This window comes from Staphylococcus sp. GDY8P67P, assembly GCF_017892545.1.
Classification (GTDB): Bacteria; Bacillota; Bacilli; order Staphylococcales; family Staphylococcaceae; genus Staphylococcus; species Staphylococcus ureilyticus.
Genome location: NZ_JAESLH010000019.1, coordinates 88,898 through 101,657 on the forward strand (window position 1 = coordinate 88,898; position 12,760 = coordinate 101,657).

At 32.4% G+C, this 12,760-nt stretch carries 8 protein-coding genes; 6 read left to right on the plus strand and 2 right to left on the minus strand.

Annotation, left to right across the window (positions count from 1 at the left end; genetic code table 11):
- Positions 1–18: 18 nt before the first annotated feature.
- The 5 genes from addB (at position 19) to KA833_RS07320 (ending at position 9,960) form a co-directional block, all read left to right on the plus strand.
- Positions 19–3,483 (plus strand): helicase-exonuclease AddAB subunit AddB, encoded by a 3,465-nt coding sequence (gene addB / locus KA833_RS07300; protein ID WP_210128672.1) that lies wholly within the window; start codon positions 19–21, stop codon positions 3,481–3,483.
- Entirely contained in the window at positions 3,480–7,151 is a 3,672-nt protein-coding gene (addA, locus tag KA833_RS07305; RefSeq protein ID WP_210128671.1) for a helicase-exonuclease AddAB subunit AddA, read from the plus strand. The genes addB and addA overlap by 4 nt, the downstream gene beginning before the upstream one ends.
- A gap of 25 nt (positions 7,152–7,176) precedes the next feature.
- Positions 7,177–8,316, plus strand: a complete 1,140-nt coding sequence (locus KA833_RS07310) for a DUF418 domain-containing protein (protein ID WP_210128670.1) — start codon at positions 7,177–7,179, stop codon at positions 8,314–8,316.
- A gap of 119 nt (positions 8,317–8,435) precedes the next feature.
- Positions 8,436–9,341, plus strand: a complete 906-nt coding sequence (locus tag KA833_RS07315) for a fumarylacetoacetate hydrolase family protein (protein ID WP_046208040.1) — start codon at positions 8,436–8,438, stop codon at positions 9,339–9,341.
- A 229-nt stretch (positions 9,342–9,570) separates the two neighbouring features.
- Positions 9,571–9,960 carry a YisL family protein gene (locus KA833_RS07320; RefSeq protein ID WP_046208041.1) on the plus strand — a complete coding sequence of 130 codons (390 nt, stop codon included), beginning with the start codon at positions 9,571–9,573 and terminating at the stop codon, positions 9,958–9,960.
- A 63-nt stretch (positions 9,961–10,023) separates the two neighbouring features.
- Here the strand turns inward: KA833_RS07320 and KA833_RS07325 are convergent, their stop codons facing one another.
- On the minus strand, positions 10,024–11,346 hold the full coding sequence (locus KA833_RS07325) for a CoA-disulfide reductase (RefSeq protein ID WP_070038097.1): 1,323 nt from the start codon (positions 11,344–11,346) through the stop codon (positions 10,024–10,026).
- Between the two features lie 28 nt (positions 11,347–11,374).
- Positions 11,375–12,217, minus strand: a complete 843-nt coding sequence (locus KA833_RS07330; RefSeq protein ID WP_046208043.1) for a Cof-type HAD-IIB family hydrolase — start codon at positions 12,215–12,217, stop codon at positions 11,375–11,377.
- A 113-nt stretch (positions 12,218–12,330) separates the two neighbouring features.
- Between KA833_RS07330 and KA833_RS07335 the strand changes: the two genes are divergently transcribed.
- Complete coding sequence (locus KA833_RS07335; protein ID WP_019469047.1) at positions 12,331–12,639, plus strand: metal-sulfur cluster assembly factor; 309 nt, start codon at positions 12,331–12,333, stop codon at positions 12,637–12,639.
- Positions 12,640–12,760 lie beyond the last annotated feature (121 nt).

Here is a 12,760-nt window from a genome sequence, read left to right on the forward strand (position 1 = left end):
AAGGAGTTGTTGCACGCAATGGAATTTAATGCTTATATTGGGAGAGCTGGCACTGGTAAATCGCACAGTGTAATAGAAGAAATAAAAACTAAAATGAAACAAAATCCATTAGGTGATCCTATTATCTTAATCGCACCTACCCAAAACACGTTTCAGTTAGAGCAAGCTTTTGTAAAAGATCCATCATTATATGGCAGTTTGAGAACGGAAGTGCTCCATTTTGAACGTTTAAGTCACCGTGTTTTTCAAGAAGTTGGTGGATTAACAGAACAACAGTTATCCAAAGTTGGTACTGAAATGATGATTTATGACATTATTCAACAACATCAGTCAGAATTGAAATTATATCAATCTCAAGTAAAATACTATGGCTTTAGTGAAAAATTATATGAGCAAATTCAAGATTTTAAAAAATATGCAGTTTCTCCACAACATATTGAAGATTATATAGCAAACAACCACTTACAAACGAGGACTAAACACAAATTAGAAGACATCGCGTTAATATATAAACATTTAGAAGATAGGATTCGTGGCGAGTATGTTTCTACTGAGGATAGTTTGCAGCGATTTATTGAGGTGATGAACCAATCCGATTGGTTGCAACGTGCTGAGATTTACATTGATGGATTTCATAACTTTTCTACAATTGAATATCAAATCATTCGTTCATTAGTTCAGCATACCAAGCAAGTTACGGTTGCTTTAACTACAGATGGAGATAAAGATGTTTTTAGTTTATTTAGAAAGCCGTCAGAATCATTAACACAAATGCAAACCATCGCAAATGATTTGAATATTCATTTAAATGTTAAACCATTTTATCAACAACAAAGATTTATTCATAATGACTTATCGCATTTAGAGAAAAACTTTAATGCATTGCAATTTGAACCTATTACATCAACAGGTCATATCTCTATCCTAGAATCATCAGTGATGCGAGAAGAAATAAATGAAGTTGCTAGACGGATTTTAAAAGAAAACCGTGAATTAGGTAGACGTTTTCAAGATATTGCTATTTTATATAGAGATGAATCATATGCCTACTTAATGGAATCGATATTACCACAATACGATATACCTTATAACATTGACGTCAAGGCTTCTATGACTCATCATCCTATAATGGAAATGTTTCGCTCGTTAATTGAAGTGCTTCAGACAAATTGGAACTTTGAGCCTCTAATGCGTTTGTTTAAAACGAATATTTTAACTAAAAAATTTAAAGACAGCCAGTACTTAATTGATATTTTAGAAAATTTTGTATTAGAACGTGGTATATATGGAAAACGTTGGATAGATGATAAATATTTCCAAGTTGAACAATTTAGGAAAATGGGTTTAAAACGACAACCATTAACAGAAGAAGAACGTGAAACATTTGAAAGGGTTATTCAGTTAAAAACAGATGTGATAGATAAAATTATGCGCTTTGAAAATCAAATGGCTGATGCAACCACAGCTGTTGATTTTGCAACAGCGTTTTACGAAGCTATTGAATCGTTCGATTTGCCCAGTCAGTTAATGACAGAACGTGATACGTTAGACGCTGAAGGCGAACACCGTAAATCAGAAGAAATTGATCAAATATGGCATGGATTTATTCAAATATTAGATGATTTAGTTACGGTTTTTGGAACTCAAAATTTAACAAAAAGTAGATTTTTAGAGTTATTAGATATTGGTTTGGATCAATTGGAATTTGTAATGATTCCCCAAACGCTTGATCAAGTTAGCATTGGTACAATGGACCTAGCAAAAGTTGATAATAAAGAACATGTGTATTTAGTTGGGGTCAATGATGGCATTTTACCACAGACTGTGAATGCTTCAGGCTTAATAACAGATGAGGAGAAAAAATATTTTGAAGAACAAGCTGATATCGAATTAAGTCCAACATCAGATATATTACAAATGGATGAAGCATTTGTTTGCTATATTGCTATGACACGAGGGCGTTCAGAGGTGACATTTTCATATTCCTTAATGGGATCAAATGGGGATGAAAAAGAAGCGAGCCCATTTTTAGGTCAAATTCAGCAATTGTTTACAGATCTTGAAGTACAAAACATCCATCGTCAACATCAAGCAAATCCGCTAACATTAATGGAACATCCACATCAAACAAAAATTGCATTATTTGAATCACTTAAAGCTTGGCTTGATGAAGAAATCGTCGCAGATACGTGGTTAGATACATACCAAGTTATGAGGGATGATGAGCAGTTAAATGAAGGGCTTACTTATTTGTTATCAGCACTCACTTACGATAATAAAACTGTTCAATTAAGTGAATCTTTATCAAAAGATTTATATGGTACGACTATAAATGCTAGTGTATCACGTTTTGAAGGGTATCAATCATGTCCATTTAAGCATTTTGCTTCACATGGTTTACGACTTAATGAACGAACAAAATATAAACTAGAAAACTTTGATTTAGGTGATATATTCCATCAAGTATTAAAATTTATCTCTGAAAAAATTAATGGCGACTTTAAGAATTTAAACATCAAGCAAATTCACAAATTGACGAGTGACGCGTTATCTGAAATCCTACCAGAGATACAATTTAATCTATTAAATTCAACAGCTTATTATCGCTATTTGTCACAGCGTATCGGTTCAATAGTAGAAACAACTTTAACGGCGTTAAAATATCAAGGTAGTTATAGTAAATTCACACCGCAACGCTTTGAAGCCAGTTTTAGAAAAAAACCTAGGGACAATCAAGAACTGTATGCGCAGCCTTTACAAACTAAACAAGGGGTTCCTATCAACATTCGAGGACAAATTGACAGGATAGATACGTATAACCATGGAAATGAAAGTTTTGTGAATATTATTGATTATAAATCATCAAAATATAGTGGGACCTTAGATTTAACAAAAGTATATTATGGCATGCAAATGCAAATGATGACTTATATGGATATTGTATTACAAAATAAAGCAAGGCTCGGCCTAACCAATATGACTAAGCCGGGTGGGTTATTGTACTTTCATGTCCATGAACCACGTATTAAACTTGCGTGGAATGAATTAAATGAAACGAAAAGGGATTTAGAATTTATTCAATCCTTTAAATTAAGTGGCTTATTAAATAGTGACGAAGCAGTATTGGATGCTTTTGATACTCGAATAGAACCTAGCTATAATTCAGATATTGTACCTTTAGGTTTAAAAAAAGATGGAGGCATTAAATCTAATAGTAAGGTCGCGGACGAAAAGACGATTTATAAATTAATTCAACATAATAAGCAAAATTTTATAGAAACAGCATCTAATATTATGGATGGTCACACAGAAGTAGCGCCAATGAAATATAATCAAACACTGCCATGTGATTTCTGTAACTATAAACCAGTCTGTCATGTTGATGGCATGATTGACAGTAAACGCTATAGAACCGTAGACGAAACAATCAACCCAATTGAAGCAGTACAAAATATGGAGTTAGAAAGTGAGGAAGAAGAATGATCAGTGAGATTCCTGTAAAACCAGCTGGCACAAGATGGACCGATAATCAGTGGAAAAGTATCTTTGCAAAGGATCAAGACATACTTGTAGCAGCAGCTGCAGGTTCTGGTAAAACAGCGGTTTTAGTAGAACGCATCATTCAACGCATTCTTAGAGATAAGGTCGATGTAGATCGTTTATTAGTCGTAACGTTTACTAATGCAAGTGCAAGAGAGATGAAGCAACGTGTAGATCAACGAATACAAGAAGCATTTATTGAATCACCTGATAATACGCATTTAAAGAATCAGCGCATCAAAATTCACCAAGCTCAAATTTCTACACTACACAGTTTTTGTTTAAAGTTAATTCAGCAACATTACGATGTATTGGATATTGATCCAAACTTTAAAACAAGTGGTGAAGCGGAAAATATTTTATTACTGGAACAAACCATAGATGAGGTTTTAGAACAACATTATGACATCTTAGACCCGCATTTTGTTGATTTAACTGAACAGTTGTCCTCAGATAGGAATGATGAACAACTCAGAGATATTGTAAAAAAAATGTATTTCTTTAGTGTTGCTAACCCCAATCCTTTGAATTGGTTAAGCGGTCTTGCAACACCATATAAAGATGTAGTGCAACAGGAAGCGTTATTAAAATTACTTAATGAGTTGGCCATGATATTTATGAGGTCTGCCTTAGAGTCATTAAATAAAAGTTATGATTTATTTATGATGCTGGAACAAGTCGATAAACAAATTGCAGTTATTGAAAAAGAACAACAATTCTTAAACAAAGCTATGGAAAATGGCCATATCAATCATGAAGCAATCGTACAACACGAATTTGAAAAAACATTTCCTCGAAAAGATAAAAAAATTAAAGAAGCAAACGAAATGATGATAGATGCTTATGATGATGGTAAAGCATATTATGATAATTATAAAAAATTAGTGTCAAAAGTTAAGAATGATTATTTTTCAAGGTCTTCAGAAAATCTAAAAGAAGATATGCAACGTTTAGCGCCTAGAGTATCTTATCTTAGCCTTATTACAAAAGATGTCATAGAACTTTTTAATCAAAAAAAGCGCAGTCGAAATATTTTAGATTTCTCGGATTATGAACATTTTGCTTTGAAAATTTTAACAAATGATGATGGTTCACCTTCAATGATTGCACAATCTTATCGTGATCAGTTTGAAGAAATATTAGTAGATGAATATCAAGACACAAACAGAGTACAAGAAAAGATTTTGTCATGTATTAAACGTGGTGAGGAACATGATGGCAACTTATTCATGGTAGGGGACGTCAAACAGTCGATTTATAAATTTAGACAAGCAGATCCTAGTTTGTTTATCGAAAAGTATAATCGTTTTACTGTAGATGGCTCATCATATGGCTTACGTATAGATTTATCACAAAATTTCCGTTCAAGATTAGAAGTGTTAACGACAACTAATTATTTATTTAAACATATGATGGATGAATCTGTAGGAGAGATTAACTATGATGATGCAGCACAGTTATATTATGGAGCTCCCTTTGACAACAAGCCATATGATGTGAATTTAAATATGCTAGTAGAAGATGCATCTTCTGAGTTAAATGGTTCTGAACAAGAAGCAGAATATATTGTACAACAAGTTGAAAAAATAATGAATACACGTGAAATCTTTGATATTAAAGCCCAACAATATCGAAAGCCTAACTACAAGGACATTGTTATTTTAGAGAGATCATATGGGCAAGCACGAAAAATACAACAAGCATTTAAGGATCATAATATTCCGTTCCATGTTAATAGTAAAGAAGGTTATTTTGAACAAACAGAAGTGCAACTGATATTGTCTTTTTTAAGAACGATCGACAACCCACTACAAGATATTTATTTAGTCGGTTTAATGCGTTCAGTTATTTACCAATTTACAGAAGATGAATTATCAAACATTAGAGTATTTAGTCCTCATGATGATTATTTTTATCAATCTATCCAACATTATATGGAAAATGACGTGGCAAATAAGAAATTGGTCAAAAAATTAGAAGTATTTTTAAAAGATATAGCTATGTATCAATCGTACAGTCAAAATCATCCTGTATATCAACTGATTGATAAATTTTACAATGATCACTATGTTATACAATATTTTAGTGGTCTTATTGGTGGCAAAGGTCGACGTGCGAATTTATATGGTTTGTTTAATAAAGCAGTAGAATTTGAAAATTCTAGTTTTCGTGGTCTATATCAATTTATTCGATTTATTGATGAACTTATGGAGCGAGGAAAAGATTTCGGTGAAGAAAACATCATAGGTCCTAATGATGATGTTGTGAGAATGATGACAATCCATAGCAGTAAGGGGCTGGAATTTCCATTTGTTATTTACTCTGGCTTATCGCGTAAGTTTAGAAGAGATGACTTACATAAACCTGTGATTTTAAATCAAAATTATGGACTTGGAATGACGTATTATGATGTAGAATCAAATTTAGCTTATCCTTCATTATCATCAGTCACTTTGAAAGCAATCGCGGAAAAAGAAATGGTCTCAGAAGAGATGAGATTAATTTATGTGGCGTTGACACGTGCTAAGGAACAATTATTTTTGATTGGCCGTGTTAAAGATGAGAAAGAATTAACACAATTAGAGCAGGTTTCTGTTTCGGAAACACATTTACCAGTCAGTTATCGGATTACAGCCCAAAGACCGATTGATATGATATACCCAATATTAGCAAAATATCAATCATCATCTTTACCAAGAGAGATGCGTTTTGAGCAATCAATAGAAGATATTGATTCAACGATGCAACCTTATGTGAATTTGACTACAGAATTTTATGAAGACATTGCTTCAGAACAAGTTATTTCAGATAGTGAACAGCGTACAGTTAGTGATATTGAGTATATAAATAGTGGCAATGACACATTAAAAACGCAAATACATCAGCAATTAAGTTACGTCTATCCATATCAAGAAGCTATGATGAAACCTTCAAAACAGTCCGTTTCTGAATTAAAACGACAATTAGAAACAGAACAAGCGGATACAAATTATGATAGAGTTCGTCAGTATCGTATTGGCACAACTTCATATGAAAGACCAGCTTTCTTAAGTCAACAAACAAAGAGAAAAGCAAATGAAATAGGGACATTAATGCATACGGTAATGCAGCATTTACCATTTAAAGAAGAAAGGCTGACAGCAGAAGAAATTGGAATATTTGTTGACCAATTAATAGTTAAAGCGATCATACCTAAAGATGCAAAAGCTGATATTCAATTTGATGATATTTATAAATTTGTTGAGAGTGACTTGTATCTTACGATTGCTCAAAGTGATTATATTTATCGTGAATTACCTTTCGTTGTGAATCAAGCAAAAGTAGACCAGTTGAAAGATGTAGAAACAGACGCATCAATCATTCAAGGGATGATTGATTTGATTTTTATTAAAGATCAGCAATATTACTTTGTTGATTATAAAACAGATGCATTTAATAGACGCTTGCATATGTCAGATGAAGAAGTTGGAAATCAATTGCGTGCGCGTTATAAAATACAAATGGAATACTATAGAAATACCTTACAGACCATACTTGGCGAACCTGTTAAAGGTTATTTATACTTCTTTAAATTTGGTCAGCTTTCAATAGATGATAAATCGATTAAATAATGCTTTGATAAAGGAGTGCTAAACAGTGTCGACACAGCAGAGAATATTCGAACTGGATGCTTTACGTGGATTCAGTTTGTTAGGTATTGTATTGATGAATATATTGACATTTAGTATGCCATATGAGGAATCATTTTTACCGGATTTAGTGAAAGGGATAGATCAAAGTATATTAAGAGTTATTACACTGTTTGTAATCAGTTCTTTTTATCCTATTTTCACCTTTTTATTTGGTTATGGTTTAGCCATTATGTACAAACATAGTCAGAGAAGAGCGATGAAATATTATCCCTTTATTTATAGAAGATTAACTTTTTTATTAATATTAGGTGCATTACACGGTTTTTTACTATTTTCAGGAGATATTTTGTTCAGTTATGCATTTACAGGGATGATTGCAGTATTATGTATTAAAAAAAGTAGCAAGAATCTCTTTAAAATAGGTGTTATTTTATATGCAATAAAAGTATTTATCTTAATTTTACCTACTTTTTTAGTAACATACTTAGATGATCCATATAGTACTATTAATATAAGCGGATTTAATGTTTCTGAAATCGTCAATCTAAAGCAAAGTGGCGAATATTTTAACTATTTAAAAGTAAATGTTGTAGAAAACACCTATAATATTATAGATACAATAACTTTTTCTGCATATTTTGAATTTTTACCGTATGTGTTTTTAGGAATGGCAGCACAAAAATACAACTTGGTTGAAAAGGTACAATTCGCACAAAATCGTTATCGTCACGTTTTATATGCATGCCTTATGTTAATTGTTGGATACGCTTTTAAAATGCCATATGTAGTGGACATTGGAAATCAAGCTTTTGCAATCAACAGTGCTATGATTGGTGGGCCACTTGTAGCATTTGGCTACATATTATTATTTATCTATTGTTGCCGATTTAAGCAGTTTTCCAAAACCGTAAATATCTTTAAATACCCAGGTAAGTTGAGTCTAACAGTATACTTAATGCAAAGTTTTATTTTTACATTTATTTATGTAGGTTTAGGTTTATATAATAAGTTACCACTGTATGAATCTTATTTAATCGTGTTGGTTGTTTATAGCTTACAACTAATTTTCTGCTATGTGTATCTGAAATTTTATAGGTACGGCCCTATTGAATGGTTGTGGCGTAAAGTGACTTATTTAAAATAACGATACAATATCATGTCTATGTTTATTGAATTTTTTGAAAATAATGGGTATTTATTTGTGATTTGTTACTAAATATAGTTATAATATGTAATAAGATAAAGATGAGGAGCTGATATTGAATGAAATTTCTATCATTCAGACATAATGAACAGACATCTTATGGTGTGAAAGTTAAAAGAGAAGAAGCTGCTTGGGACTTGAAAAAAGTCTTTGCAGATTTTGCGGAAGGGGACTTTCATCCTAAGACATTATTGAATGGTCTTCAACAAAATCAAATATTAGATTTCCAAGAACAGGTTCGTAAAGCAGTCGTAGCGGCAGAAGATAGTGGTAGAGGTGAAGAATATAAAGTCGCATTTGCAGATATTGAATTTTTGCCACCGGTCACGCCAACAAATAATGTGATTGCTTTTGGACGTAATTATCAAGACCATGCTAGTGAATTAAATCATGAGGTACAGCGTTTATACGTCTTCACAAAAGCAGCTTCATCGTTAACTGGTGATAATAGCGTAATACCAAATCATAAAGATATTACAGATCAGTTAGATTATGAAGGTGAGCTAGGTATTGTGATAGGTAAATCTGGTGAGAAAATTCCTAAAGCTTTAGCACTTGACTATGTATATGGCTATACAATCATTAATGATATCACTGACCGCAAAGCCCAAAATGAACAGGATCAAGCATTCTTATCTAAAAGTTTAACTGGTGGTTGCCCAGTTGGTCCATATATAGTAACTAAAGATGAATTACCTACACCTGAAGATGTAAATATTGTAACTAAAGTAAACAATGAAATTCGTCAAGATGGTAATACAGGAGAAATGATTCTTAAAATCGATGAATTGATTGAAGAGATTTCGAAATATGTAGCATTACATCCTGGTGATATTATTGCTACTGGTACACCAGCTGGTGTGGGGGCAGGTATGACACCGCCTAAATTTTTACAACCAGGTGATGAAGTAAAAGTAACGATTGATAATATTGGTACTTTAACAAATGTCATAGCAGAAAAATAATTATAAACGAATTAGGCTAATTATAATAAGTTAGCCTAATTTTTTTGATACAAAGTAATGATGTTGCTATAAATTGAAAATGAAGATAAAATGTGAAGTGCAGAACTTTTTTTGAAAAATATTTACTTTTTCAGTATGATTAAAAAAAGTACGCTTTTAATTTTATAATTAAAAGTAACAATGTATTGATATTTTTTATAAAGTAAAAATAGTGTGGGGGGTATTAAATATGTTACATATGCATATTGCAAGTTGGGTATTGCTAATTATCTTGTTTTTCGCTGCTTATTTTAATTTCTCAGAAAAACAAGGTGCGACACCTTATTTTAAACCAATTCATATGTTATTAAGGTTATTCATGGTTTTAGTCTTAATTTCAGGATTCTGGATTTGGATTCAAGCATTTGGTGATGGAAATTCAGGCGGGCACATGTTATTAACATTGAAAATGATTTGTGGTGTGGCTGTCGTAGCATTAATGGAAGTTACAGTTACAAAACGAAAAAAAGGACAAGCAAGTCATGGTATGATGTGGAGCACAATTGCAGTTATTATAATCACTATCATTATTGGGGTTATTTTACCGCAAGGCCCAATCACACAAATGTTTGGTATGTAATATAAAAAGCGGAGACATTAAGCTGTCTCCGCTTTTTATTTTCACGTATTAAATTAGCTGAAATTATTTGTTGCGCGCTTTATAACCAATCATATTGATGATATCTTTTGGTCGACTATAAGGTGGGGCATAGGAAACTTCGAACTCAGTAAGTTCATCTATTGTCAACTTATGCAACATTGCCATAGATAAAACATCTATACGTTTATCTGCACCATTTTTTCCTACTGCGGCAGCTCGAATAATGCGTCTGCTTGATTTATCGAAATAAACACGTAAATGTAACTTAGTATTTCCTGGGTAATAGCCCGCGTGTTCTCCTTGGTTAGCTTCTACCATTTCGTAATCAAAGTTATCTAATTCTTGTGGTGTTACGCCAACGCTGGCAAACGTATAATCAAAGAATTTTACAATATTTGCACCCAAGTAACCTTTAAAGTGTATAGATGCATTACCAGCTAGTTGTTCTGCTATAATACTCGCTGCTCTATGAGCACCCCATGCTAATGGTACGTGTGCATTTAAGTCCACATGACGATAATGTGAAGTAATAATATCACCTAAAGCATAAATGTTTTCAATGTTAGTTTGGAACTGATCGTTTACTGGAATATAACCCTTACTGTCTAAACTTACATTTGATGATTGAATAAATTCGGAATTAGGTTTTACTCCAACCCCTTCAATAATCAAATCATAGTTTTCAACTTTACCAGATTTGAAATGAACTGTATTACCATCCACTGATTGAATTTCTTCATTTAAACGATAATTGATATCTCTCGCTTCCATTTCATCAAAAATGGGTTGATTCATATCGCTATCCATTAACTTGTTCACATGAGTTGAACGGTGTATCAATGTGCTTTCGATACCTCTATGGTGTAAATTGTCTAATATTTCTAAACCTATATATCCTGCACCAACGACAAGGGCAGTTTTAACGTTTTGGTGTTCTATAAATTTTTCAATGGCATCAGTATCTTCCATATTTCTTAATGTAAAGCTGATATCACTGTTTAAGTTTAAAGTATTTGCACTGCACCCTGGACTTAAAATTAAAGTGTCATAATCTTCTTCAAACGTTGTATTGTCACGCTTGTTATAAACAGTAATTGTTTGCGCTTTGTCATTAATTGCAGTTACCTCGTGATAAGGTTTAACAACAATTTTTTTAGAATCATAGAAAGACTCGGGTGTAGCTTCTAATACTTTGTCTCTTGAATCTACGACATTTCCTAAATAATAAGGAAGTGCACAGTTAGCAAAACTCATATCTCTATCTTTTTCAAAAACAGTTATTTCACTCTCATGGTCTAGTCTTCTGATTTGGCTAGCAACGGTTGCACCTCCAGCAACAGCACCCACCACTACAATTTTATTCATAGTATATTGCCCCCTATAAATTTAGTGTTTAAATATGTGATTCTACTACTGTTTCATACGATATATTTAAATGAAAGAAATCGTTTAAATAGCGACCAATGCCATCTTCATTATTTGAATAAGTCACATGATTGGCTACATGTTTTAGTTCATCTAAACCATTTCCCATAGCAATACCATGTTTGGCATATTTTATCATTTCTAAGTCATTATCTTCATCGCCGAATGCAATAATATGGTTTCTGTCTACATCTAAATAAGTTTTCACATAATCTATGCCTCTAGCTTTACTAATTCCTTGTTTTACGATTTCGATTACTGGGAAAGGTGAGCCCCATCTTCGGTGTTCAATATTTTCTGCATAGAAACGGGTTAGCATTTGTTTGATTCTAGGAATCATAAATTCTTCAGCTTCAACTAAAATGGAAGTAGGCGATTCATTTAAGGAGTAAAGTAAGTCACCAGTTTCAATTTTAGGATTTCCCATTGAAAAACCATCGAATAATTTTTGGTCAAAATTATTTAAAAAAACATAATCTTTTACTTCAGCAATAATATTGGAGACACCAAAGTTGTTCAGTGACTGAATGATCTCATGTGATAAGTCTAAATCCAGTACTTCATGTTTATTTTGGAAATGATCATCTTTTGGATGGTGAACGAATGCACCATTAAAGTTAACTACAGGAGTATCCATATTTAGTTCATGGTAATAAATTTGACTGGCTCTGTATGGTCTGCCTGTTGCTATCATTAGTTTGTGTCCTTGCTTTTGCAATGTAGTTAAAACCTTTTTTGTATAAGGTGTAATTTTCTTGTCATCGTTTAATAGTGTTCCGTCTAAGTCTAAACAAATTAAATAAGAACTCATGTAAATCTCCTTTGAATTTAATAAATGATGTATGAACATCATAGCATTTTATTGGCGTTTTGTAAGATATTTGATATATTGTTAGTATGATTAAATACGAAGAGGTGAAAAGTATGGACGAAGGATTAAAAGATAGCATACTAAATGCTTTAGAGATGGTCATAGACCCTGAGTTAGGAATCGATATTGTAAACTTAGGTTTAGTATATAACGTAGATGTTGATGATGAAGGTTTATGTACAGTGGAAATGACGTTAACTTCTATGGGTTGTCCGCTTGGACCGCAAATTATGAACCAAGTAAAAATGGTCTTAGCAGAAATTCCAGAGATTTCAGATACAGAAGTAAATATTGTTTGGAGTCCACCATGGAGTAAAGAAATGATGTCACGCTATGCAAAAATAGCGCTAGGCATAGGTTAATATATAGATTAGAGAACTAGTTTAAGTAACAATGCGATGAGATACGTATTGCTAACTTAAGCTAGTTTTTTTATTTAAACAACATATACCCACTTTGTGTCAGGCTATTTTAAAATTATTT

Coding starts and splice junctions, on each gene's coding strand:
- KA833_RS07315 (WP_046208040.1), top strand. CDS start 8,436: ATGAAATTTCTATCATTCAGACATAATGAACAGACATCTTATGGTGTG.
- KA833_RS07325 (WP_070038097.1), bottom strand. CDS start 11,346: ATGAATAAAATTGTAGTGGTGGGTGCTGTTGCTGGAGGTGCAACCGTT.
- KA833_RS07320 (WP_046208041.1), top strand. CDS start 9,571: ATGTTACATATGCATATTGCAAGTTGGGTATTGCTAATTATCTTGTTT.
- addB (WP_210128672.1), top strand. CDS start 19: ATGGAATTTAATGCTTATATTGGGAGAGCTGGCACTGGTAAATCGCAC.
- addA (WP_210128671.1), top strand. CDS start 3,480: ATGATCAGTGAGATTCCTGTAAAACCAGCTGGCACAAGATGGACCGAT.
- KA833_RS07330 (WP_046208043.1), bottom strand. CDS start 12,217: ATGAGTTCTTATTTAATTTGTTTAGACTTAGACGGAACACTATTAAAC.
- KA833_RS07335 (WP_019469047.1), top strand. CDS start 12,331: ATGGACGAAGGATTAAAAGATAGCATACTAAATGCTTTAGAGATGGTC.